General features: G+C 35.0%; 19 protein-coding genes and 2 pseudogenes. 17 read left to right on the forward strand and 4 right to left on the reverse strand.

Going from position 1 to position 25658, the window contains the following annotated elements; translation table 11 throughout:
- Nucleotides 1–14: 14 nt before the first annotated feature.
- A complete protein-coding gene (nirD, locus tag RAM17_RS00210; protein ID WP_110446986.1) occupies nt 15–347 on the reverse strand; it encodes a nitrite reductase small subunit NirD in 333 nt (110 codons plus the stop codon).
- A 3-nt stretch (nt 348–350) separates the two neighbouring features.
- Nucleotides 351–2872 (reverse strand): annotated as a pseudogene (gene nirB / locus RAM17_RS12465) (nitrite reductase large subunit NirB).
- A gap of 280 nt (nt 2873–3152) precedes the next feature.
- Here nirB and RAM17_RS00225 point away from each other — a divergent pair.
- The 13 genes from RAM17_RS00225 (at nt 3153) to edd (ending at nt 16512) form a co-directional block, all read left to right on the forward strand.
- Complete coding sequence (locus RAM17_RS00225) at nt 3153–3650, forward strand: MarR family winged helix-turn-helix transcriptional regulator (protein ID WP_086362642.1); 498 nt, start codon at nt 3153–3155, stop codon at nt 3648–3650.
- A gap of 58 nt (nt 3651–3708) precedes the next feature.
- A complete protein-coding gene (locus RAM17_RS00230; protein ID WP_110446984.1) occupies nt 3709–4845 on the forward strand; it encodes an HlyD family secretion protein in 1137 nt (378 codons plus the stop codon).
- Nucleotides 4842–6002 (forward strand): ABC transporter permease, encoded by a 1161-nt coding sequence (locus RAM17_RS00235; protein ID WP_198201665.1) that lies wholly within the window; start codon nt 4842–4844, stop codon nt 6000–6002. Before RAM17_RS00230 ends, RAM17_RS00235 begins: the two co-directional genes overlap by 4 nt.
- 402 nt (nt 6003–6404) lie before the next feature.
- Nucleotides 6405–7187, forward strand: a complete 783-nt coding sequence (gene agaR / locus RAM17_RS00240) for a transcriptional repressor AgaR (protein WP_086362644.1) — start codon at nt 6405–6407, stop codon at nt 7185–7187.
- A 41-nt stretch (nt 7188–7228) separates the two neighbouring features.
- A complete protein-coding gene (locus RAM17_RS00245; protein ID WP_110446983.1) occupies nt 7229–8395 on the forward strand; it encodes an SIS domain-containing protein in 1167 nt (388 codons plus the stop codon).
- Between the two features lie 44 nt (nt 8396–8439).
- Nucleotides 8440–8928, forward strand: a complete 489-nt coding sequence (gene agaV, locus RAM17_RS00250) for a PTS N-acetylgalactosamine transporter subunit IIB (RefSeq protein ID WP_086362646.1) — start codon at nt 8440–8442, stop codon at nt 8926–8928.
- Nucleotides 8929–8944: 16 nt separating this feature from the next.
- Nucleotides 8945–9727, forward strand: coding sequence for a PTS N-acetylgalactosamine transporter subunit IIC (gene agaW, locus RAM17_RS00255; RefSeq protein WP_086362647.1), 783 nt, complete (start codon nt 8945–8947; stop codon nt 9725–9727).
- Nucleotides 9717–10613, forward strand: coding sequence for a PTS system mannose/fructose/sorbose family transporter subunit IID (locus RAM17_RS00260; protein WP_110446982.1), 897 nt, complete (start codon nt 9717–9719; stop codon nt 10611–10613). Before agaW ends, RAM17_RS00260 begins: the two co-directional genes overlap by 11 nt.
- A gap of 8 nt (nt 10614–10621) precedes the next feature.
- A complete protein-coding gene (gene agaF / locus RAM17_RS00265; protein ID WP_086362649.1) occupies nt 10622–11059 on the forward strand; it encodes a PTS galactosamine/N-acetylgalactosamine transporter subunit IIA in 438 nt (145 codons plus the stop codon).
- Nucleotides 11049–12209 (forward strand): N-acetylglucosamine-6-phosphate deacetylase, encoded by a 1161-nt coding sequence (nagA, locus tag RAM17_RS00270; RefSeq protein ID WP_110446981.1) that lies wholly within the window; start codon nt 11049–11051, stop codon nt 12207–12209. Before agaF ends, nagA begins: the two co-directional genes overlap by 11 nt.
- Before the next feature lie 228 nt (nt 12210–12437).
- Nucleotides 12438–13691, forward strand: a complete 1254-nt coding sequence (agp, locus tag RAM17_RS00275) for a bifunctional glucose-1-phosphatase/inositol phosphatase (protein WP_110446980.1) — start codon at nt 12438–12440, stop codon at nt 13689–13691.
- A 444-nt stretch (nt 13692–14135) separates the two neighbouring features.
- Nucleotides 14136–14666, forward strand: a complete 531-nt coding sequence (locus tag RAM17_RS00280; RefSeq protein ID WP_181414607.1) for a gluconokinase, GntK/IdnK-type — start codon at nt 14136–14138, stop codon at nt 14664–14666.
- Nucleotides 14667–14706: 40 nt separating this feature from the next.
- Nucleotides 14707–16512, forward strand: a complete 1806-nt coding sequence (gene edd / locus RAM17_RS00285) for a phosphogluconate dehydratase (protein WP_065614709.1) — start codon at nt 14707–14709, stop codon at nt 16510–16512.
- A 105-nt stretch (nt 16513–16617) separates the two neighbouring features.
- Here edd and RAM17_RS00290 read toward each other — a convergent pair whose 3' ends face one another.
- Entirely contained in the window at nt 16618–18342 is a 1725-nt protein-coding gene (locus tag RAM17_RS00290) for a thiamine pyrophosphate-dependent enzyme (protein WP_110446979.1), read from the reverse strand.
- 258 nt (nt 18343–18600) lie between these two features.
- Here RAM17_RS00290 and RAM17_RS00295 point away from each other — a divergent pair, with 258 nt between their 5' ends.
- From RAM17_RS00295 to fmt, 3 genes are all read left to right on the forward strand, one after another.
- A complete protein-coding gene (locus RAM17_RS00295) occupies nt 18601–20469 on the forward strand; it encodes an SLC13 family permease (RefSeq protein ID WP_110446978.1) in 1869 nt (622 codons plus the stop codon).
- Between the two features lie 86 nt (nt 20470–20555).
- Nucleotides 20556–20897 (forward strand): hypothetical protein, encoded by a 342-nt coding sequence (locus RAM17_RS00300; protein WP_110446977.1) that lies wholly within the window; start codon nt 20556–20558, stop codon nt 20895–20897.
- A 124-nt stretch (nt 20898–21021) separates the two neighbouring features.
- Complete coding sequence (gene fmt, locus RAM17_RS00305) at nt 21022–21987, forward strand: methionyl-tRNA formyltransferase (RefSeq protein ID WP_110446976.1); 966 nt, start codon at nt 21022–21024, stop codon at nt 21985–21987.
- 37 nt (nt 21988–22024) lie between these two features.
- Here fmt and tehB read toward each other — a convergent pair.
- Nucleotides 22025–22886: pseudogene (gene tehB, locus RAM17_RS12470) on the reverse strand (SAM-dependent methyltransferase TehB).
- Nucleotides 22887–23104: 218 nt separating this feature from the next.
- Between tehB and RAM17_RS00320 the strand changes: the two are divergent.
- Nucleotides 23105–25645 (forward strand): TonB-dependent receptor plug domain-containing protein, encoded by a 2541-nt coding sequence (locus RAM17_RS00320; protein ID WP_110446974.1) that lies wholly within the window; start codon nt 23105–23107, stop codon nt 25643–25645.
- The last annotated feature ends 13 nt before the right edge of the window (nt 25646–25658 follow it).

The raw sequence follows: 25658 nt of genomic DNA on the forward strand, positions 1-25658 counted from the left end.
CCTAATGCGATTAATTAATTAGATTTTATTTGCACAAATTCATCATTATCTACTTTGACTTCATAATGAGTAACAGAATAATCTTTATTTTCAAGGCAATAACCATCCTTTAAACGAAAACGCTGTTTTTTAAGAGGACTTGCGACCCATAGCTCATTTTCATGTTCAGCAATAATGCCACGAGAAAGGACGCTGGCATTCGCAAAAGGGTCAATATTACTAATCGCATAAAGCTCATTAGTATTGTAGGGACGAAAAACTGCAACATGTTCTTTGCCGACTAGAGCACATATTCCTGTTTCAGGTAAAATATCTTGTAATTTACAAATAGTAATCCATTGGCTCATGATCTATTCTCCTAACATAGTTTGACGTTCTTCAAGAGTTGCTGGGCGATGTTGATCGCGTTCAGGCACAAATTGAACATTATCATCACGCTTAGAACTATTAACAAAATGGGCAAAACGGATTTGTGCTGCTGGGTTATCCACTGTTTCTTTCCATTCGCAGACTACTAATTGTCGAACTCGATCCATCTCTTTTTCTAGTTCGGCATTAATACCTAACTTGTCATCAATAATCACACTACGTAAATAATCGATTCCTCCTTCAAGATTCTCAAACCAAACGGAAGTTCGTTGTAATTTATCAGCTGTGCGAATATAGAACATGATAAAACGATCCAAATAACGTATAAGCGTCTCTTTATCTAAATCCGCAGCAAGTAAATCAGCATGACGAGGCTTCATACCTCCATTACCACAAACATATAGATTCCAACCTTTTTCAGTAGCAATAACACCAATATCTTTACCTTGCGCCTCCGCACACTCCCGAGTACAACCTGAAACACCAAGTTTAAATTTATGAGGTGCTCTAATACCTTTATAACGATTTTCTAATTCAACGCCAAAACCGACACTATCGCCAACACCAAAACGACACCAAGTACTACCCACACATGTTTTAGCCATACGTAACGCCTTCGCATAGGCATGACCACTTTCAAAACCAGCGGCTATGAGCTCTTTCCAGATAGCTGGAAGATCGTCTTTTTGTGCACCGAATAAACCAATTCGCTGAGATCCGGTGATTTTCGAATACAGATTATATTTCCTTGCAATCTGGCCTATCGCAATTAAGCCTTCTGGTGTAATTTCACCACCAGCACTACGTGGGATAATGGAATAAGTACCATTTTTTTGGATGTTACCTAAAAAAATGTCATTACTATCTTGCAAAGGAACAAGATCTGGTTTAAGAATATAATTATTCCAACATGATGCTAATATTGACCCTATTGTTGGTTTACAGACTTCACAACCATAACCAGTACCATGTTTTGTAATCACTTCACTGAAAGAAGTTAATCCTTCAACTCGAATAAGATGGAAAAGCTCTTGACGAGAATATTTAAAATGTTCACAAAGGGCATGACTGACTTCAATACCTTGCTTAGCTAATTCTAAATTAAGGATTTGTGTTACTAATGGAATACAGCCACCACAGCCAGTACCTGCTTTCGTTTCGGCTTTAATTGCTGCCACCGTATGACAACCAGCATGAATAGCTTGCACAATTTTTGCTTTTGTTACATCAAAACAGGAACATATTTGTGCATTATCCGGCAAAGCATCAGCGCCTAATACAGGTTTAGCTCCGGCATGAGAAGGTAAAATTAAGCTATCAGGATGCTCTGGCAGATCCATATTATTAAGCATTAATTGTAATAAATTACTATAGTCTGCTGTATCACCAACTAATACAGCACCAAGCAATTTGCGATTATCATTTGAAACCACTAATTTTTTATAAACTGGGATATTTTCGTCTAAGTAAACATAACTCCGACAACCGAGCGTCTTAGCTTTGGCATCGCCAATACTACCGACATCGACTCCCATCAACTTGAGTTTAGCACTCATATCAGCGCCTTCAAATTTAGCATTTTCGCCGATTAAATGGGCTAACGCGACCTGCGCCATTTTATATCCAGGGCAACAAGACCATAAACTTTACCTTGCCAACAAGCACATTCCCCTATCGCATAAATATCAGGATCTGATGTTTGACAATAATCGTTAACAACAATCCCACCACGAGGGCCAATATCAAGCTCACATGCTTTAGCTAATTGATCGCTAGGTCGAATACCTGTTGAAAAAACAATAAAATCAATTTTAAGTGATGAACCATCAGCAAATTGCATAATTTTACCTGATGGTGTATGAATAATTTCTTGGGTATTTTTACTGGTATGAACACCAACCCCCATCTCCTCAATTTTTCGACGTAACTGTTCACCTCCCATAGAATCAAGTTGCTCTGCCATTAACACTGGCGCAAATTCAACGACATGAGTTTCAATGCCTAAATTCTTTAGCGCCCCAGCAGCTTCAAGCCCAAGCAAACCGCCACCCACTACTGCGCCAGTTTTACAATTGCTGGCACAATTACGAATAGCATCAAGATCTTCAATAGTACGATAAACAAAACAATTCGCACCATCAGCACCTTTAATTGGTGGTATCCATGGATAAGATCCCGTTGCAATAATCAATTTATCATAAGAGATTATTCGTCCTGTTTGTGAATGCACTTCTTTACGTTGTCGGTTGATTAATATAACCCGCTCATTAAGTAGAATATTTATATCATTTTCTTGATATAAACCCTCTCTAACTAAAGATAATGCTTCTGCGGTATGTCCTGAAAAATAGGATGAAAGATGAACACGATCGTAAGCAACTCTAGGTTCTTGGCAAAAAATAGTGATGTTGAACTTATCAGCCTGCATTTTATCAATAATTTCTTCAACAAAACGATGGCCAACCATCCCATTGCCAATAATGACGAGATTGGTTTTACTCATAAAAAGCTCCAAATTTATTTTTAATTCAATTATTTAATTTTTATCTAATTGATATTTTAAGGAACTTTAAACAGAATATAATTATCCTCAAGGATTACCTCTTTAGTAGTAGATAAAATAATAATTTTGAAAACAATGAGTTATCATTTTTCACGATTTAAGTATCAAGTAACATTAGAATATTATTATGATAAACATCACAAATTACGAATAAAAAAAGGATTGCCAATTAGGGTTAAATAAGTATAATTAGCCGACTAAATAAATTAGGTAATGACAATTGAATTACAATTCAAGAATACTTCCTTCTCGCGAAACTTTAGCAAAAGCACAAAGATTTAATGATGAAATTATTGAGGTTTCAGGCGTTGATCTTGTCTTAAGTTTAATCACCACCGCCGATTTAATTCGATCAAATATTTATGCACAACTAGCCAAAGATTATGATGTATCTGAAGGAAAATTTGCCTTGCTAATGTCATTGTATAGTGAAGGAGAAACTTGCGCTAGCGAGTTAGCATTAAGAGTTGGCGTAACACCAGCAACCGTTTCGGTAATGGTGAAACGAATGTTAGCAGCACCCGATCCTTTAATATCAATGACAAAAAGTGGAGAAGATGGCCGTTCTCGACTAATCACCCTTACTGCAACTGGGGTAAATCTTATCCAAAAAGCATTACCTAATCACTTAAAATCGATTCGTGCTTTTGCTCAAGTCTTAAATCCACAAGAGCAGGAATCTTTAATTGCAATGTTACGCAAGTTATTACGTAAATAATTGCCAATAATTATTCATAATCATGATATTTTAACAATATACTTAGCTGACTAAATAAATGAAAAATAAATTAAACTTAGATTTACCAAAAAACATTAAAATTCCTGCTATATTTTTATTGCTACTTCTATTTGGATCTACATTAATTTGTCTTGGTTCAAGAAATGATGCAGTAACTGTTGCTAAAAGTATCAAATCAGGGGTATTAACCGCTGATGAAATCAATGTTGCCTTTCAAAATGTAGGTGGAAAAGTGATTAAACGATTTGTCCAAGAATCACAATTCGTTAAAAAAGGCGACCCATTAATGCAACTTGAAGATATTGATACCAAGCTATCAGTTGATCGCTTGCAAGCACTAGTTGATAGTCAAACTGCTGCTGTTAATCAAGAACAAGCAGCAATCGAAATCACTGAAAATGAAATCAATCTTAATGAGTTATCAACATGGCGAAAAATTGAGGAAGTTAAAGCTAATCTTGAAGCGGCAAAGTCTGCTCGTGATCTAGCTAATACTGAGTTTCAACGCCATACTCAATTAAGAAAAACGGGCGGTACTTCTCAATCACAACTTGACGCTGCACGAAATGTCTACATTAGTACCAAAATGCAAGTGGTACAGATTGAAAGCCAATTATCAACCTTAATGATTGGAGCAACTCAAGACCAAATTAACCAGTTTGAACAAACTAGAAATGCTACGGGTATGACATTGCAATCGATCACTATTGATCGACAAAAACTGCAAAATCGTCAAAATCAGCTTGCTCAGATTAAAGCGCAATTAGTACAAGCTCAAGCTGATTTAAAACAATTACAAGTCAATTACGATCGACTAACATTAGTTGCGCCAGAAGATGGCAAAGTACTAAAACTGATGTTTGAAGATGGTGAGATGGCACCTACTGGAGCTCCAGCTGTATTATTAGAAACTGATCGCAAATATGTCGATATTTATGTTAATGAAAAAATGGTCAATGATTATCAACCAGGCACAAAGGTAAAGGCGAATGTTATTGCATTAGATAAAACCGTAAAAGGCACCGTTCGATTTGCAACTGCTGCGCCATCATTTGCTGACTTACGCATGACTCGAGAACGTGGACAGGCCGATTTAACATCTTACCAAGTCAGAATTTATATGGAATCTATTCCACAACTATTAACCGGTATGACAATTGAGGTTGATCAATGATGCGACAAAACATCATTAAATCTATGCTTGAAGAGCTTGACGCTATGTTGTCAGGCCACTTCATTCCTTATTATAAAGTATGCCTAGGTTTAGCAGCCATCGTATCACTTATTTTTTCAATTGTTCTGAGTCATGGTTCAGTTTTTGAAGGAAAAATTGCCGTTATAGATCTTGATGGTTCTAATTATTCAACTGAATTAATCAGTAAGGTAAATACATCACCATTTATTGAAATAACAGAAGTGATTCGATCGCCAGTTAATCCAATTACCTTGGTTTCACATGATCGTAATTTAGGCGTGTTATATATCCCTAAAGGGCTAGAAAAATCATTAAAGAAAGGGGACCGTACGGTTAAATTAGGTTATTTTGCTGATGACTCAAATGATGCCCAAAATGCCAAAGTAATGCAAAGCCTTAATGAAATTATCCCTGAATCAGGTGCAGAATTAAGTGTTGGTAAAGTAGCAGCATTAGGACTAGGTCGAGAAGCAACAGAAGCGACCTTATCACCAATGCAATTAAAAACGAGAACCATGTTTAATCCGGCTAGTTCATCAACAATATCCACTATTATCTATTTTGTTTACTTCTTTTCATCATTAACTTATGGATTAACCTCATTAATGATTATTGGTCGATTAAAAACCATGGGGATGTGGAATACAGTAATTGAACGTGGTTTTTTACCATTATTAGCCCGAACAGTGCCTTATGCCCTATTTTATACCACTGCTTTAACCTTGATTACGGCAATATTGGTAATATTCGGTCAACTACGTTTTGATGGTAACTATTTTACTTTCGTACCAAGCATTTTTATGACTGGTTTAGCTTTTGGTTGGTTAGGTTTACTACTATCTTGGAAAACTAACCATCCCGGCGAAGGAGCAAGTAAAATGATTTTCCTTGTTCCTCCCGGCTTTATTATGGGCGGTTCAACCATGGCAGTAGGCATTATGCCAATATGGGCCTTTTATGTTAGTCATGCCTTTCCATTAGTTTGGTTATTTCGCTTCTTCCGTGACATAGGTATACGCGGACGTTCATTTGTCGATATGTTATCAACATATGGTATCTTCATTATCTATTTAACCGTTATTGCTTTTGCCGTGATGATGTTTGTTAAGCGCAGTAAAAATAGCCAACCAGAATGAAAAAATAACCACAATTAAGTTATTGAAACACCAATTGGTGTTTCAATATCTATATCAATCTCTATATTCTCTTAGTTATAATTTTCGATTAACAATCTTATAATCAATGAAATTTACAAATTTGTGACATAGATCACTCTAAACAATGAAAGCGGATATTTTTTTATTGTTTAGCTGTCTTTCTTTTATATGATTTCTCTTTTAAGTTAAAAATTTGAAAAATAACATTAATATTCTTTTTACTGCTTATCTTTCACATTGAAAGCTTTCGTTTTATTTTAAATGGAAATAATATTTCAATTTTTTCTTACCTAACCAATTTTGTGACCTATCTATCATTTTTCGATCCCTTATCTATGTTTAAATTTAATAAAGAAACGAAAGTCAAATGAGTGGTAGAAAATGAATAAAGAAATAATCAATACTTTACAACGTAGAGAAAAAATTATTCATTTACTTGATACAGAGAATACCGTATCAGTTAACAAATTAAGTAAATTATTTAAAGTATCAAGCGTTACCATCCGAAACGATTTAAGACACCTTGAAGAAAAAGGTTGTATATTGCGCTGTTATGGTGGAGCAATGTTAAATAAATCCTTTGCTTTAGATAAACCATTATTAGACAAAAGCCGTATCAATTCGAACATTAAAAATAAAATTGCTCAGCAAGCAGCTGAAATGGTTAATGATGGAGACCGAATCATTCTCGATTCAGGATCGACAACAGCAGCTATGGTTCCCTATTTACGTAACAAAAAAAACTTAATTGTTTTTACTAATGCAGTAAATATTGCCTATGAATTATCAAATAATAATGACATAGAAGTAATTATTGCTGGAGGGAACATCAGAACAAAAGCTTACTCTATTTCCGGCCCTACAGTAGAACAACAATTAAGAATGTACCATTTTGACAAGCTTTTTTTAGGTGTTGATGGTTTTGATCTAAATGCTGGCATTACTACACCAAATTTCGGTGAAGCTAATGTCAACAAGGTAATGTGTCAAGTTTCAGAGCAAATTATCGCAATGACTGACTCAACAAAGTTCGGTCGTAAAAGTTTCTGTACGATTGAAAAAATTAATCTAATTAACACTATCATTACTGACACAAAAATTCCACAGGATTATCTAGAACAATTACATCAACTAGGAATAAATGTAGTCATTGTAGATTATTAAACTTTATAAATTTATTGGAATGATTAAAAAGGATATAGATTATGCAAAAATATTTGAATTATTCGTTAGATTGGTTAGAACAACACGGCGCTCAACATACTGCGAAAGAGATTTGTCAGCAACCACAAATTTGGCGAAATTTATTACAAATCATTTCACAACAGCAAAGTCAATTACAATCATTTTTACAACCTTTACTTTCCGATCCAAACTTAGAAATAATATTGACAGGTGCTGGCTCGTCCGCTTTTGGCGGTGTAGCTCTGGCACCATGGCTAAGAGAACAGACTCATCGTAACGTTCACGCTTATGCGACAACAGAGATTGTCACTAATCCTCAGCAATATTTATCACCAAATAAAAAAACGTTAATTGTCTCATTTGCGCGATCAGGAAATAGTCCAGAAAGTGTTGCTGCAGTCAAATTAGCAGATCAAATAGTTTCTGACTGCTACCATCTGTTTTTAACCTGTAACCCAACCTGTGCATTAACAGAATATATGGCAAAAGAAAACAATCCTAAGCGTATTTTTCATCTAGTCATGCCTGAAGGAACACATGACTTAAGTTTTGCAATGACGTCAAGTATAAGTAGTATGATGCTTGCCACACTTCTACTTCTAGACAAGCTTGATCTTGAAAAAGCACACAATGCTGTAATGGAAATTGCTAGTATTTGTGAAGACAAACTATCAAGCTGGCAATCAATAACTAAACAATTAGCTAGTAAAGAACATGATCGCGTTATCTATGTTGGTAGTAGCTGCTTCACAGGTATTGCACAAGAATCTGCCTTAAAAATTTTAGAACTAACCGCCGGTAAAGTAGCAACCCGCTTTGATTCAATATTAGGACTACGTCATGGCCCAAAATTTATGGTTGATACAAAAAGTTTAGTTGTCTGTTTTTTCTCAAGCGAGCCATATGTTCACCAATACGATATTGACCTATTTAATGAGCTTGTTCATGACAAAATTGCATCCGACGTCATAGCACTGACAAGTCAAGAGAGTATAGATCAACAAATATTATCGGTAGATTGTAAACTCCCTGATTGTTGGTTGATTTTTCCTTATCTAGTTTTCGCACAAATGTTAGCGTTTGAAAAATCACTTCATCTTGGACTGACTCCAGATAACCCTTGTCCAACCGGAGAAGTTAATCGAGTAGTAAAAGGCGTTAATATTTATCCATTTAATAAAAACTAATTACCTGAATCTGTTAAACAAATAAACAAAAGGACTTAATAGCAATGAGCACACCTAATATTCTTATGACACGTATAGACAATCGTTTAGTTCATGGTCAAGTTGGCGTAACTTGGGTTAATGCACTTGGTGCGAATCTATTATTAGTCGCCAATGACAGTGCTTCGCAAGATCCAGTCCAACAAAATCTAATGGACATGGTTATTGCTGAAGGCATTCAAACTCGTTATTTTACCTTACAAAAAACTATCGACATTATTGGCAAAGCCGCTGAAAGACAAAAGATTTTTATTGTCTGTAAAACACCACAAGATGTATTAACCCTCGTTAAAGGTGGCGTACCAATCAAATTTGTCAATGTTGGTAATATGCATTTTTCCGAAGGTAAAAAACAAATTCATAAAACAGTTTCTGTCGATGAATCAGATATCGCAGCATTTAAAGAACTTGAACAATTAGGTGTAACTTGCGAAATCCGCCGAGTACCTGATGAAGCTGGCGAAAAAATTGCGGATTTAATCAATCTATCTTAACTTGAGGGAGCATACTATGTTAATGGATGCATTATTAATTGGACTTCTAGCTGGTATAGCTGGCGTAGATTTATTTGATGGCCTGACTCATTTACACAGACCTATCGTAATAGGGCCGTTAGTTGGATTAATTTTAGGCGATGTTACAACCGGTTTATATGTTGGAGGATCATTAGAACTGGTATGGATGGGAATGGTACCGCTAGCAGGAGCACAGCCACCTAATGTGGTTATTGGTGGTGTGATTGGTACCAGTTTTGCAATCTTAACTCATGCAGATCCTAAAGTTGCAATAGGTATTGCCGTACCATTTGCTATTGCAGTACAAGGATGTATCACTATTTTATTCACCATATACTCACCAATGATGCATAAATGTGATCGCTTCGTTGATCAACTCAATTTTAAAGGAATTGAATGGGTAAACTATCTTGGCATGATTATTCTTTTTTGTTTCTATTTTATTGTTGCTTTCTTACCTATCTACTTTGGTGCTGACGCAGCAACAGCACTAGTTAAAAAATCACCACAATGGTTGCTTGATGGACTTAGTGTTGCTGGTGGTATGATGCCGGCCATCGGTTTTGCAATGTTAATGAAAATTATGATGAAGAAAACCTATATTGCTTATTTCATTTTAGGTTTTCTTGGTGTGACTTTCCTTAATTTACCAATTTTAGCGATTGCATTAGGCGCTCTAGCTATAGCAATGATTGATTTCTTTAATTATGGCCGTGAAAACAACGATAGTAACAAGCCAGTAAGCTCAGATTCAATGGAGGTGGAAGATGGAATTTAATAACGATCACGATAAAAAAATGGCCGAGAAAGAAGCAAAACGTATGGAACAAGCATTAGCGACAAGTAAAGCCACAGCCGATACTTTTTATGATCAAAGCCAAGATGTAACACTAACCAAAGGTGATATTAACCGAATGGCGTTTCGTTCCCTTGCTTTACAAGCGTCATTCAACTATGAACGTATGCAAGCTGGAGGTTGGCTTTATACTATCTTGCCAGCATTACGTAAAATACATAAAAACCAAGATGACCTTAAAAATTCGATGCATATGCATATGGAATTTATTAATGTCCATCCTTTTGACGCCACTTTCCTTTCAGGATTAGTTCTTGCCATGGAAAAAGGCAAAGAAAATATTTCAACTATACGCGCGGTGAAAGTCGCGTTAATGGGACCTTTAGGTGGAATAGGAGACGCATTATTTTGGTTAACTTTACTGCCAATATGCGCTGGAATTGGTGCATCATTAGCCTTAGAAGGTAGTTTTTTTGGGCCAATAATTTTCCTACTAATGTTTAATATTGTACATTTTGGCTTACGTTTTGGTTTAGCTCATTATGGCTATCATGCCGGTACCAGTGCCTTACCTTTATTAAAAACGCATACTAAACGTATCTCACATGCTGCATCTATAATCGGTATGACAGTAATAGGAGCATTAGTTGCCTCATATGTACATTTATCTACGCCATTAGAAATAAATGCAGGACAGGCTCATGTTGCGCTTCAAGCTGATGTATTAGATAAATTGATGCCAAATATATTACCACTTGGCTTTACGTTAATTGTTTATAGTTTGATGAAACGTAATTTCTCACCAGTAAAACTAATTGGTTTAACGGTTATTATTGGTGTTGTAGGTAAATTAGTCGGATTTTTATAGAGGGAATTATGTTAGGAATAATATTAACCGGCCACGGTAGCTTTGCTACCGGGCTTTACGAAGCCGCCACACAAATTATTGGTAAACAACCACAATTTACGGCTATAAATTTTCCTGATGGTATGAGTAGCGAACAATTAGAGGAACAATTGCACCAAGCATTTCAGGAAACTAATTGTGGTGACGGTGTTTTATTTTTAACTGATATTGTCGGTGGTTCACCATTTCGATTAGCGGCAGTTTTAAGTTATCAACACCAAAATATTGAAGTAATTAGCGGTGTTAATATGCCGCTGTTACTTGAAATTTTGTTACTACGTGAAAATTTAGATATCACAACCATTCGTCAAGAAACTATTGAAAATGGTAAGCAAACAATAACTAGCTTATGGCATGAACATCAAAAACAATCAACTATTGATAAGGAATGTTCTGATGGAATTTAAACAAATTTGTGCTCAAAAGGTTTTAACACCTGTTGGTTGGATTGATAATGCAATTATCAGTATTAATAATGGAAAAATTATTGATATTCAGCCTAATGATAGACCTTGTACGAACCAAATAAAACTCTTACCAGCGCTCATAGATACTCATATTCATGGTGTTATGGGCGCTGACACTATGGATGCTACTCATGAATCATTAAATACCATAAGCTGTTTTTTAGCAAAACACGGAGTGGGTGCTTTTTTAGCGACAACAGTAACTGAAAGTTATGAAAAGATTGAAGCAGCATTAATACAAGTCAAAAACAGTATAAAAAAAGGCGTTTCAGGCGCAACAATATTAGGTTCGTATTTAGAAGGACCTTTTTTTAGTGATATACATAAGGGCGCTCATCCTGAAGAGTTTCTATGCACACCGGATCGAGCAATAATTGAAAAATGGTTATCATTGGCTGAAGGGACATTAAAATGCATTGCTCTAGCACCAGAATACCCAAATGCCCTCGCTATTATCAAATGGCTAAATGAACAAAATATCCGTGTTATGTTAGGTCATACTAATGCCGACTATCAAACAATTAAAGATGCAATATTAGCTGGTGCCAGCGGCGTGGTACATTGCTATAACGGTATGTCCGGATTACATCATAGACAACCAGGAGTTGTTGGTGCAGCATTAAGTATCGATAACTGTCAAACCGAAATTATCGCCGATGGACATCATGTTCATCCAGCTGCGATTAACATCGCCCATAAATGTTGTGGAAAAAATCTGTTACTAATTACTGATGCGATGCAAGCAACGGGAATGCCAAATGGCGATTATTATCTAGGTAAATTACAAGTACATATGCAAGATGGTGTTGTTCGGACTAACAATGGTGGTTTAGCTGGTAGCACATTGACCCTTGAGAATGCGGTAACTAATTTTGCTGATTATACTAATATGCCTTTCGAACAAGCTTGGTTGCATGGTAGTTATTATCCAGCTAAAGCATTAGGAATTGACGATATTTTAGGTAGTATTGCACCGAACAAATTAGCCAATTTAGTATTATTAAATGATGATAATCAAATTGTTGCAACCATTATAAACGGTAATGTTGTTTATCAAACATCAGCTGATCTTAGCAATATTTTGATTTAAAAATCTATACACTTTTTTAACAAAATTAAGAGGCATAAAGGTTAATCGTGTAGACGTTTATATGTCTATTAAATCTATTTTCTTTCCTCTTATTATATTAGGATCGATAAGTAATATAGAGTAAAAATATACTATTTAATTGAAGTAATTATTGGTGTTTACCTCCTACTTATCACAAGCAATATCATGGTGATCTTATCTCCTCGAACGTTACTTAAGAGGTTATTTATGCGAAAATTAAAATTAATATTAGGCCTATCTTTTGCTTTATCTTTCTCAACACAAGCATTAGAAACAATAGATAATTATACATTAGAACAAGTGGTGGTTTTCAGCCGTCATGGATTGCGAGCTCCATTAGCTAGCCCAAATAGTACTTTAGGTAAAGTAACTCCTAATCAATGGCCACAATGGGATACACCTGCTAGTTATTTAACTACCCGAGGTGGAGTATTAGAAAGTTATTTTGGACATTATTTTAGTGAATGGTTAGTTGATAATAAATTATTAAGCGAAAATACATGTCCAACAGAAAAAGAAGTATATATTTATACTAATAGCTTACAACGAACTATCGCAACTGGTCAGTACTTTGCGGTTGGCGCTTTTCCTGGTTGCATTGTTCCAATTGTTCATAAAGAAAAATTAGGGACTATGGATCCTACATTCTTTCCTGTAATTAAAGATGATAGCCCAACATTTAAAGAGTCTGCCATTGCATCAATCAATCAAATTGCTGATGCAAATGGTATTGAAGGATTAAATAAAAAATTGGATAACGCCTATAATGACATGTCCAAAATAATCAATTATGCAAATTCGGCAAATTGTCTAAATGATAAACAATGTGATTTTACTGCGTTACCAACCAAACTCATTATTGAAAAAGGCAAAGAACCCGGTATAACAGGCCCGCTTCGTACTGGAACATCAATTGCGGATGCCTTTATATTACAATATTACGAAGGGGCACCATTAACAGATATAGCCTGGGGTAAAATAAAGAATAACGAGCAGTTTGAGAAATTAGTCGCTATCAAAGAAAATTATAATACCGTATTATTTGGTTCGCCTGTTGTAGCCAAACAAATCGCAGCCAATTTAGTTAATTATATCAATCAAACATTTTCAGAAAAAAACAACAAAAGCAAATTTACGTTTTTAGTCGGCCATGACTCAAATGTTGCATCACTATTTTCCGCCATAAAAATTAAGTCGTATACACTGGCAAATCAATTTGAAACTACGCCAATTGGTGGAAAAGTTGTATTTCAAAAATGGCGCGATAACAAGACTGGTGAAGCATTAATGAAAATTGAATATTTTTATCAGTCAACCGATCAAATTCGTAATTTGACCCAATTAAATAGGAAAACTCCTCCGCAAAAAATTGTATTAGAAATGGAAAATTGTCCAATTAATAAAGATGGTTTTTGTTCATTTTCTGCATTTAAAAAAATCATGAATGATGTTACTAAATAATGCTTGATATATTGATTGTATGCTTAGTTTTAATAAAAATTTAGGCATACAATCAAAAAGTTATTATTTAATCGTTACATTAGTAATTTATATTTAAATAATGACTTATCTAAGTCTACACACTATCTAAAAAGTTTACCACAACATTAATAACTAATTTAATCAACATGGATGTAACATTTTGATTATAAAAATTATTTTCAAATCGTTAACTAGCAACTAGTTTCATATCTACAAGCCCCAGTACATTCACTTTAACTTGGTTGCCAAAAATGGCTATAAATAATAGCGAAAACAACAAAACAAAGAAAAATAGCTACATGAATATTTTTTGATCGCAAATAAAAATATGATCTAGGTCACAAAAGAAACTTTTTTATATTGCAATAAAAGATTATAGTGACAAAATGTTACCCGTAACAGAATGGTTTAGAGAATCAGCTAATGACCGAAAAAAAGAAAAATATTTTCATTTTTATGGGAGTATCTGGGAGTGGTAAATCAGTTGTTGCTAAACAAATTGCCGATAACCTAAATGCGGCTTTTTTAGATGGCGACTTTCTACATCCCAAAGCCAATATATTAAAAATGCGTAGTGGTATTCCGCTAAATGATGAAGATAGGCTGCCGTGGCTAAATCTAATTAGTAACGCCGCATTTGCGATGAGTAACGTCAATGATGTTTCGATCATAATTTGTTCCGCATTAAAACAACAATATCGAGATATTATTCGTGGCGAAAATGAAAATATTCACTTTATTTACCTAAAAGGAAGTTTTGCGGTTATTGAACAGCGTCTAGCTGAACGTAAAGGACATTACCAAAAATCTGGCATGTTACAGTCACAATTTGACACCTTAGAAGAACCTACTGCCGATGAAAAAGATGTCTATGCCATCAATATTGAACAATCGCTAATTGATGTTATTAATGAAACTACGCAGGTTATTAATTCAATATGTAATTGTGAATAAATTTATAACAATAAAAAATAAAAAGATCGGAGAGGTTAATGTGAATTCCACTATTTTAGCTGTAACGCAGCGAATTATTAATCGTTCTAAAGCATCACGTGAGGCTTATTTACAAAAAATAGAACACGCTATGTTAAAAAAAGTCACTCGTGCAAGTTTACCTTGTAGCAACTTAGCACATGGCTTTGCTGCTTGTTGCTTAGATGATAAAAATGATCTTAAAAATATACTAAAAAGTAATATCGGCATTATCAGTTCTTATAATGACATGTTATCTGCACATAAACCTTATGAATCTTACCCCGAACAAATTCGCAAAGTATTACATGAAATAGGTGCTGTTGGTCAAATGGCAGGTGGCGTACCCGCCATGTGTGATGGAGTAACACAAGGTGAACCAGGGATGGAAATTTCCCTCATGAGCCGAGATGTCATTGCAATGTCAGTTGCTGTTGGCTTGTCGCATAATATGTTTGATGGTGCTCTTTATCTTGGCGTTTGCGATAAAATTTTACCAGGGTTATTTATTGGCGCTCTATCTTTTGGGCATTTACCGGCTATCTTTGTCCCTTCAGGACCAATGCCTTCAGGCCTATCGAATAAAGAAAAAGTCCGTATTCGCCAACTTTATTCAGAAGGAAAAGCATCACGTGAAGATCTATTAGAATCTGAATCTGCATCATACCATTCTAGCGGAACCTGTACTTTCTATGGTACCGCGAATAGTAACCAAATGGTCATCGAATTAATGGGTTTACATTTACCTGGCGCAGCCTTTGTACATCCAGAAACAGCATTACGTTACGAATTAACAAATGCAGCAGCAAAACAGATTACGCGCTTAACAAACCAATCAGGTAATTATATGCCTGTCGGTAAAATGGTTGATGAAAAAGTCATTGTTAATGGCTTAGTTGCTCTATTAGCAACAGGTGGGTCAACCAACTTAACCATGCACATTGTTGCTATGGCTAAAGCTGCTGGTATTATTATTAATTGGGATGATATTTCTGATTTATCAACTGTTGTACCTCTACTTAGTCGAATATACCCGAATGGGCCAGCTGATATCAATTATTTCCAAGCGGCTGGTGGAACGTCATTACTAGTAAGAGAATTATTAGCTGGAGGCTTATTACATGAAGATGTTGAAACAGTTGTGGGGCGTGGATTAAGCCGTTATACCAAAGAACCAATTTTAGAAAATGGCAAACTCATCTTCCGTGAAGGCCCAACCAAATCTTTAGATGAAAATGTGATTGCTTCAATTAAAAAACCTTTCAATTCCCATGGTGGACTAAAGGTCATGTCGGGCAATTTAGGTCGAGCCATAATGAAAACGTCTGCTGTTACTGCTGAGCATCAAATTATTGAAGCACCTGCAGTAGTTTTTAACAGTCAATATGATTTAGATGCAGAGTATAAAGCTGGCAATCTCAATAAAGATTGTGTTGTAGTTGTACGTTATCAAGGTCCAAAAGCAATCGGTATGCCGGAACTGCATAAATTAATAACACCATTGGGTGTGTTACAAGATCGCGGTTATAAAGTTGCCTTATTAACTGATGGTCGCTTATCTGGCGCCTCAGGTAAAGTACCAGCTGCAATTCATGTCACCCCTGAAGCTTATGCTGGAGGATTATTGAGCAAAGTACAACAAGGTGACATGATTCGAGTCAACGGTCAAACTGGCGAAATCACATTATTGGTCGACGAAGCTGAACTAGCAATGCGACAAGCAGAACCAATCGATCTAACTGATTCACATCAAGGCTTTGGTCGAGAACTTTATTCGGTTATTCGAGAGAATCTTACTTCAGCGGAAGAAGGGGCCGTTAGCTTTTAATTCAACTTATCTGCCGCCATATGCGGCAGATATCGTTAAAGTTAGGCTAAAAAACCCCTTTCCTCAAAATTTTTTAAGATAATACTTAACTGTTAACTTAATGATTTATTTTTTAACAAAATTATCAATTAACAAATTAACCACATCTTTCATTTTGCCATGCAATGATGCTTTTACACTATAAAGCGCCATTCCCATCACTTGTGAACTATGTATTTCTGGCGGCATAACTAGTTCATACTCACTTGTTTTTACATCTAATAAAGCTGGACCTGGATGAGCTAAGAATGATTGCACAGCCACTTCAAGCAAATCGGAATTATCAACTCTAATTGAATACAGACCCATTGCATTGGCAACTTTTGCAAAGTCAGGATTTTTTAAATCAGTATAGTGATCGACAAGCCCTTCCGATTTTTGCTCTAATTCAACAAAATTAAGTGAACTATTATTTAGCACGATAACTTTGATGGGTAGATTCTCCTGAATTGTGGTCAATAAATCTCCCAAAAGCATACTAATACCACCATCCCCTGATAAGGTAATAACTTGACGATTAGGAAAGGCCTTTTGCACACCCAATGCTTGTGGCATCGCATTGGCCATAGTGCCGTGTTTTAGACTAATAACAGTTCGTCTTTTACCATTGGTTGAAAAATGGCGGCATGCCCAAACCATCGCCGAACCAACATCAGCACACAGTACTGCATCATCATTAGCATACTTATCAATCAATTCGGTTAAATATTGTGGATGAATGACGGTTTTTGATGGTATCGCTTTTTTATTTAATTTATCGATTGCTTTAGTGTGTAACTCACGGCATTTATCTAAAAATGTCGTATCTGTTTTTTCATCAATTAGAGGTAATAAGTCTGCTAAGGTTGGTTTGCTAGCCCCGACTACACCAACCTCAACACTATGACGGTGACCAAGATGAGTAGCATCAATATCGACCTGAATAATTATTGCATTATCTGGATAAAACTGAGACCATGCAAAATCAACACCCAACATTAAAAGCACATCACACTCTTTAATAGCCGTGGTACCTGATTCCATACCAAACATCCCCGTCATACCAACATTATAAGGATTATCATATTCAACAAAATCTTTAGCTCTTGATGTATGGACTATCGGTGATTTTAATTTATTGGCTAGAGCAACTAACTCATCATGAGCATCTGACACTCCATACCCAGCAAAAATTGTCACTCTACTATTTTTATTTAAAATTTCAGAAATTTTAGCCAATTCATCATCAGATGGACGAATTATTGGTTTGGGATGATAGATTTTGTGTCCACTGTTATCCTCAACTTTGGTTAAACTAATATTGTAAGGAATAACTAAAACAGCAACCCCACGCTGATTAATCGCAGCTTGAACCGCAGCAGTTGTAATTCGTCTTGCTTGGGTTGGGTCAGTAATTTGCTGACAAAAAACAGAACAGTTTTTATAAACTGCCTCAAAGTCAACTTCTTGCGGAAAGTCCGTTCCCTGTTGAGAAGTAACCAACTGACTAGCCAATAAAATAAGCGGTACTTTATTTCGTTGTGCTTCATAAATACCATTAATAAAATGTAAACTTCCCGGTCCACAAGATCCTGCACATGCAGTTATTTGATCGGTCAAATAGGCTTCAGCGCCAGCAGCAAAAGCACCAACTTCTTCATGACGAACATGTACCCACTCAATATCATCACTTTTTTTAATAGCAGAAGTAATCTGATTTAACGTATCGCCAACAATACCATAACAATGTTTCACACCGGCTTGAGCTAAAACATCAACAATAATCTGTGCAACTGATTTTTTTGATGACATATGGTCTCCTCAACATGGTTTAGATTTAAACAATTCAAATTGACTAACTTACATCTAGTTTTATGAATACGAATAGTCGAAAAATAAAACAGCAGAAAATGTTAAAAATGTCATAATGGTAAAGGATTGCCGCAATAATCTTTATTTGAAGATATTCCCTATTACAATGAATCAAGGTATTATGTCGAAAATCTACTCAATACTATAGAGCTACTTTTTGTGGAACATTTGTCATCTGGACATAGTTTTGTATCATCAATGTCGGCTTTTTTGCCTAATTATATAATCGAATATTATCCTCTTATTACTGTTTGTTTATTACTTTTTATTGCTATTTTACTGTTTTCATTCAGTAAATTAAGAATGGATATTATTGCACTTCTCATTATAACTGCAATCACCGTTACCGGTGTCTTAACACCAGCTGAAGCACTTTCAGGATTTAGCGATCCAAACATTATTTTAATCGCATTACTATTTGTTATTGGAGAAAGCTTAGTAAGAACCGGTATCTCTTACAAAATGAGTGAATACATATTAAAAGCCGCCGGTCAAAATGATATACGTATTATAACATTTATTATGTTAGGTGTAGCATTATTAGGATCGGTGATGAGCTCAACAGGCGTGGTGGCGATATTTATTCCTGTAGCGATTAGCATTGCCAATCATACCGGTATACATGTTAAAAAATTAATGATGCCGCTATGTATTGCTGCGCTAATTAGTGGCATGATGACCCTTGTTGCTACCGCACCAAACCTAGTAGTGAATAGTGAACTGAGTCGAGCAACTTTAACTGAATTTGGTTTCTTTTCTATTACGCCAATAGGTATAGGGGTATTAATTGTCGGTGTTATTTATTGTGTACTAACTCGCAATTGGTTACTGACAGCCGACCAAATCACACCAACCAATAGTCAACCACAAAGACGCAAAATTACCGACCTAATTAGAGATTATAGATTAATTGGTCGAGCGCATCGAGCACAAATTCTTGCTGGCTCTCCTTTTGTTGGTCGAACTATTGACGGTTTACATTTACGTAGTGAGCACGGGGTAAATGTTATTGGTATCGAGCGTTGGCGAAAGTTTCAAAAAGTCCTCATTCCGGTTAACGGATCTACCGAATTTAGAGAAAACGATATTCTTTTGTTGGATATGTCCCATTCCGAAGCTGATTATCGTACATTTTTAACGACCAATAATCTTGAACCGAAAATTCTACGTGGTGAATATTTTTCTGAACAAGTAAAAGAAGTTGGTATGGCCGAGGTAGCATTACTACCAGAATCATCATTATGTGGTAAAACGCTTAATGAGATAGATTTTAGAAGTAAATATTTTTTAACCGTGATTGGTATTTGGCGAAATCATGCTCCTGTTGAGACAAATAACTTATTCCAAGAACGCTTAGAAATGAGTGATACGTTATTAGTTTGCGGTGATTGGGGTTCAATCCAAAAACTTCAAACTCGTACTAGTGATTTTGTAGTGTTAGATTATCCTTCAGATATTGATGATGTTGCCCCCGCTAGCTCGCAAGCTTATGTAGCACTATTTAATCTAGCCTTGATGATAATTTTAATGGTTACAGGAATTGTTCCAAATGTGGTTGCAGCACTTATTGCCTGCCTATTAATGGGAGCAACTCGTTGTATCGATATGGCTAATGCCTATAAGTCAATTCATTGGCCAACATTAATTCTTATTATTGGTATGATGCCTTTCGCAGTAGCTTTAAATAAAACGGGAGGAATTTCATTAATCTCGGAATGGCTTGAAATTCATTTACGATCGTTTGGTCCTTATATGGTGTTAACCTTTATCTTTTTATTGTGTTCCACAGTTGGACTATTTATTTCAAATACCGCAACAGCAATTTTGATTGCACCAATTGCAATTGATTTAGCTATAAAATTTGGCTATTCACCTTATCCATTTGCTATGACAGTGGCGATTGCAACATCGGCTTCATTTATTACACCTGTTTCATCACCAGTTAAAACAATGGTAGTGGCTCCAGGAGGATATAGCTTTAGTGATTTTGTTAAAATTGGCCTACCTTTAACTTTTCTAGTGATGGCCGTTGATATAGCATTAGTGCCAATTTTCTTCCCATTCTAAGTAAAAAAATATTTATTAAACTATATTTTATGGTTACTATAAAGTGTCTGGATGACCAGCTAATTTAAGGAATAAGGTTTTAGAAAATGAGTAATGCTCAACAATTTTTAATGTTTATAGGTATAATGTCATGTATTATTTTAATTTTTTGCACATTTATTTATCTATTAATGAAATTATACATGTTCGTAGTAAAATCAACAATAAAGAATAGTAAGCTGACAGATGAAAGATTAACCAAAATGTACAATAATATGAAGGTTAGCAAGGATAATAAATCAAAGCTTATTATCCTTGCAATTGTCACCGGCATATTTTGTGGTGGCGTTTTTGGTGGAATTTTTTATTATTTTTTATACAAAAAAATCTTCTCCAACACCTACGAACTTTACAAACAAGGCATGATTGAACGTAACTTACCGCTATAACTCAGTCAATACTTTTATACAATCCAAAAGTGATAGATATTAAAAACTCATTTTTGTGGTTGCAGATTCTTAATTTAATTTAAAGTATAATATCCATAATATTTTGATTATGGATATATTGCATATGCTACAAGCTACTAAACCCTTAAATATTATTTTTGCAGGCACACCTGATTTTGCTGCCAAACATTTGAAAGCTTTAATTGACTCAAACCATAATGTCATCGCCGTCTTCAGTCAACCAGATAGACCCGCAGGTCGAGGAAATAAGTTAACGGCAAGCCCTGTAAAACAATTAGCAATCGAAAATAATCTTCCCATTTATCAACCAACCACACTCAAAACCGTAGAAAATCAGCACGTCATTGCTAATCTTAATGCCGATATTATGATTGTGGTTGCTTATGGATTAATTTTACCTCAAGCAGTACTTGATATGCCAAAACTTGGATGTTTAAATGTCCACGGTTCTTTATTGCCTAAATGGCGAGGTGCAGCGCCAATTCAGCGTGCATGTTGGGCTGGAGATAGTGAAACAGGTATCACCATTATGCAAATGGATGCCGGACTTGATACTGGTGATATGCTTTATAAGTTAGCATGCCCTATTGAACCGTCTGACACCAGTGCAACACTATATGAAAAGTTAGCTAAATTAGGGCCACAAGCATTACTTGAGACACTAACACTGATTAATCAAGGAAAAATTAAACCAGAAAAGCAACAACAATCACAAGCCACTTATGCAGAAAAATTATCTAAACAAGAGGCTAAATTAGATTGGAATTTATCAGCAATACAACTGGAACGATGTGTGCGAGCATTTAACCCTTGGCCAGTTAGTTACTTTGAAGTAAATGGTGAACCTATAAAAGTTTGGCAAGCTCAAGTTATGACAACTCAACATAATCAACCCGTTGGCACCATTTTACAGGCGGATAAGAAAGGAATTTGTATTGCCACAAGTGATGGATCATTAAACATGACAATATTACAACCAGCAGGTAAAAAACCAATGTCCGCCCAAGACCTACTAAATTCTCGTAAATCTTGGTTTGAAGTGGGTAAAATACTAGGTAGTAATCAATAGTCAAAAACAAAATATTACAGGATGATATCCTGTAATATTATCGTTTTTTTGCTAGTAAAGTCACAAAACGAAGTTTTATCCGGTTACCATTAATATCCGTCTTGTGCAATTCACCAACATCTTCATTATATTTTAGAATATCCCAATCTTGATAATAATTACGTAATTCATTCTCTTTAAACGTAAATGAAAACCCGACAGAACAAGGAAAATCGTCTGTTGACATGGCACATACAATTAAATTATAACCGCCCGTTTTGGTTATAGTTTGCATATTATCAATAATATCAGGAATTCGATCTGGTTGTAGGAACATCATTACAACTGTTGAAATAATTAAATCGTAATTACCTTTAAGATTAGCTTGGTTTATATCATAAATAGATGCCTTGATATGAGAGAGATCATCATTGGCAATAATTTGTTGTAAATTACTGATAGTCATCTCCGATTTGTCAACAGCATCAACATCAAAGCCAAGTCAGCTGCAAAAAAAGTGAATTACGACCAGAACCACACCCTAAATCTAAAGCTTTTCCTGCTTGAATAATTTGACAAACATCTAACACATCAGAATGCGTTTTCGTCATTTGATATTTTTTCTGGGTATAATCTTCAGGTTGACAATAAAAAGCCAGTTGACACTGTAGATCATCAGATACTTGCGCAATTCGATGCCATTGTTGAGGCAAAATAAATGGAGGTTGATGATCAACATCGAAAATATGTTGAGAGATAATATCTCCCTGTTCGGTTAACATATCAAAATTCACATAACCTTTAATAATGTTTAATTTTGCCCATGTACCTATTTGTGTATTATGCTTTTCGCGAAACAAAGTTGGTAAAGTATTAACATCCCAAATAGGTAACGTTTTATAACAAACTAAATTTTTCATCACAATACCATTAATAAAATCACATAATAGTTGACTATTATAGTCAACTATTAGTCAATTCAACAACTTTTTTTAAAAACTTTTATTTAATAAAGACATAATACATAGTTATGCATAAAAAATGTGATATATGTCACATTTCTGTCAAATTAAATTGATTTAAATGATAATGATAATAAGATCCATTCTTATTTAAATTAGTTATCATTAAATTTATCATGCGTAAACCTTATCAAATCTACTCAATCTTCTGTTGTTTATTATTTCCAATTTATATTCAAGCCAAAGATGTTCAAGATGAAAAAAAACATCAAGATAACAAAGAAGTACTAACTGAAGAAAATAAAGAGGATAATAAAAAAGAGGTTATGGTTGTAAAAGCAAAATTTAACTCCAATCCTATAGCATCACAACCAGAACTTATTACATCAGAAGAAATTCGTACCGGTACAATGGGTAACGGCAATATTACCGATATTTTAAAAACATTACCGTCAATTCAAGTATCAAATAGCAGCAATAATGGCAATCAACAAGGGGAAATCAAACCCTCTAAAGTTACAATTCATGGCGCATCAAGCTATCAAAATAACTTTATGCTAGATGGCATTAGTTTTAACAACGATATTGATCCGTCAAATCCTAATGATGATATTACGGCTACACGTATTAATTCTGATGAGCAAGGTCTATATATTGACAGTCGTTTAATCGATAATGTTAAAGTTTATGATAAGAACATTCCAGTAGAATATGGTGGATTTACTGGCGGTGTTATTGATGTTACCGGACGTCGTTGGAAATATACTACAGGAGGTAGTGTTTACTACAATACTACTCGTTCAGCTTGGAATAAAATACATACCGATAAACGTGTTGATTTTAGTCCTACACAAAATACTTCAAACCGACCAAATCGTTTTCAACCACATTATAAAAAAGAAAACTTTGGCGGATGGTTTGAATCTGGTATCACTGATAATTTAGGTTTTGTTTTCTCCGCTTCTCGAAAAGAATCAGATATTTCATCTTACGCTTATCGCGGTGAAGCAATTATTCTAGACTCATCAAACGAAATTGCAGATATTGAAGCTGCTGGTGGCTATAAAGATCAAACACGAACATCCAATAACTACTTATCTAAATTTAGTTGGTATATGACAGATAATACCTATTTAGATTGGTCAGTAAATTATTCTAATTACCAGGACTATTCATTTTCTGCCAATGTTGCTAATTCTGGATTTAAAACTAACCATACTGGCATTGGCTCATCATTACAGTTAACTTCGCAACAAGATTTAGGTGAATTAGAATTGACTACCGGTTACCAAGTGCTAGAAGATAAACGTAAAGATGACCAAAAATATTATGTTTCTTATCGTTATGAAAATTGGATAGAACAAGATGAAAACTTTGAAAAACAATCTGGTGGTATTGGTGATTTAAAAACTAAACAAAAAAATACCGAATTAAAAGGTAAATTCACATTTACACCAATTAATTGGGGTAACACGATACATCAACCAAAATCTGGATTTGAATTCAAAAAAACAAACGCATCTTATATCCGTAATAAAGACTTTTTTAGATATAACTTTGTTAATTATAATGATGTCTGGAAGAATTGGATGATCAATGCCTTTAAGAAAGGGACTTATAGTGCAGATTATAAAAACTACGCACTTTATGCTGACGATACTATCACCTATCACCGTTTAACCTTACAACCAGGAATACGGGTTGACTACGACAATTTTGTGAAAAATTATAATGTCGCTCCACGAATAGCGACAACCTATGACCTATTTGGTACTAAACAGACTAATTTAATTGCTGGTTATAACCGCTATTACGGTAGAACAATGATGGGCTATGCATTATATGGTGCACAAAATGGTGGATTATATAACTGTTACGGATGTAAGCCAGGTGATGTCATTGATGATAAGTGGATAAACGAAACTGATTTTGAAGGTTTAAATCATCTTTCTACACCTTACAGTGATGAAATTAACTTTGGTATTGAACAAAAAATTCTTGATACACTGTGGAAATTTGAATATGTACACCGTAATAGCCGTGACGAAGTAGTCAGTAAACCTAAATATGCTAGATCTTCGGTACGCAAATTTGACAATACAGGTAAAAGTGAACATAACAGTTTTGCTATTAGTGTAACTAATCCTGAAAAATGGAAGATCGCTACAACTGAAAATACCTTAAAAGCATCGATTATCTGGGAAAAAAATCAGAGTAATACACCAAAAGTAGGTTATGCTCATTATGATGCTGCCGGAGGAAGAATTAATAAAGATTATGTTTATTATAATGGCAAAGTTATTAAAGCGTCCAAATTACCAGCAACTGATTTTAATCTTCCATTAAGATTTAATTTAGAGCTTACGACTGCGTTTCCTGATTATGACCTGTCAATTTATAATCAGTTCCAATGGCATGCTCAACGCTCTCAAGCTGTGAGATATGAAAGCTCATACAAATGGGATCCAGACAAAGGCCAATTAGCACGTTATGATCGTGAAGATTTTGGTAGTACATTTCGTTGGGATGTAAAAATGCTATGGAAACCGAGTTTTGCTTATGGTGCGAATATGTCATTGGAAGTCAATAATTTATTAAATAAACGCAATGTAACTGATCGATATAATTATGGTGTTGACGCTAATGGCAACCCTATTATCTTAAATTCTTATGATATAGGTCGCCAATTTTGGATGCAAATCGGCTATGATTTCTAGTCTACCATCATTT

Origin of the sequence: Gilliamella apis (assembly GCF_030758615.1) — a bacterium.
Lineage (GTDB): Bacteria > Pseudomonadota > Gammaproteobacteria > Enterobacterales > Orbaceae > Gilliamella > Gilliamella apis_A.

Bases quoted from the DNA above. Each gene is read 5' to 3' on its own strand.
- nirD (WP_110446986.1), bottom strand. From the start codon at position 347: ATGAGCCAATGGATTACTATTTGTAAATTACAAGATATTTTACCTGAA.
- RAM17_RS00290 (WP_110446979.1), bottom strand. From the start codon at position 18,342: ATGTCATCAAAAAAATCAGTTGCACAGATTATTGTTGATGTTTTAGCT.
- RAM17_RS00300 (WP_110446977.1), top strand. From the start codon at position 20,556: ATGAGTAATGCTCAACAATTTTTAATGTTTATAGGTATAATGTCATGT.
- RAM17_RS00260 (WP_110446982.1), top strand. From the start codon at position 9,717: ATGGAATTTAATAACGATCACGATAAAAAAATGGCCGAGAAAGAAGCA.
- agaV (WP_086362646.1), top strand. From the start codon at position 8,440: ATGAGCACACCTAATATTCTTATGACACGTATAGACAATCGTTTAGTT.
- RAM17_RS00230 (WP_110446984.1), top strand. From the start codon at position 3,709: ATGAAAAATAAATTAAACTTAGATTTACCAAAAAACATTAAAATTCCT.
- agaW (WP_086362647.1), top strand. From the start codon at position 8,945: ATGTTAATGGATGCATTATTAATTGGACTTCTAGCTGGTATAGCTGGC.
- nagA (WP_110446981.1), top strand. From the start codon at position 11,049: ATGGAATTTAAACAAATTTGTGCTCAAAAGGTTTTAACACCTGTTGGT.
- RAM17_RS00295 (WP_110446978.1), top strand. From the start codon at position 18,601: ATGTCGGCTTTTTTGCCTAATTATATAATCGAATATTATCCTCTTATT.
- fmt (WP_110446976.1), top strand. From the start codon at position 21,022: ATGCTACAAGCTACTAAACCCTTAAATATTATTTTTGCAGGCACACCT.
- RAM17_RS00280 (WP_181414607.1), top strand. From the start codon at position 14,136: ATGACCGAAAAAAAGAAAAATATTTTCATTTTTATGGGAGTATCTGGG.
- RAM17_RS00245 (WP_110446983.1), top strand. From the start codon at position 7,229: ATGCAAAAATATTTGAATTATTCGTTAGATTGGTTAGAACAACACGGC.
- RAM17_RS00235 (WP_198201665.1), top strand. From the start codon at position 4,842: ATGATGCGACAAAACATCATTAAATCTATGCTTGAAGAGCTTGACGCT.
- agaR (WP_086362644.1), top strand. From the start codon at position 6,405: ATGAATAAAGAAATAATCAATACTTTACAACGTAGAGAAAAAATTATT.
- agp (WP_110446980.1), top strand. From the start codon at position 12,438: ATGCGAAAATTAAAATTAATATTAGGCCTATCTTTTGCTTTATCTTTC.
- RAM17_RS00320 (WP_110446974.1), top strand. From the start codon at position 23,105: ATGCGTAAACCTTATCAAATCTACTCAATCTTCTGTTGTTTATTATTT.
- agaF (WP_086362649.1), top strand. From the start codon at position 10,622: ATGTTAGGAATAATATTAACCGGCCACGGTAGCTTTGCTACCGGGCTT.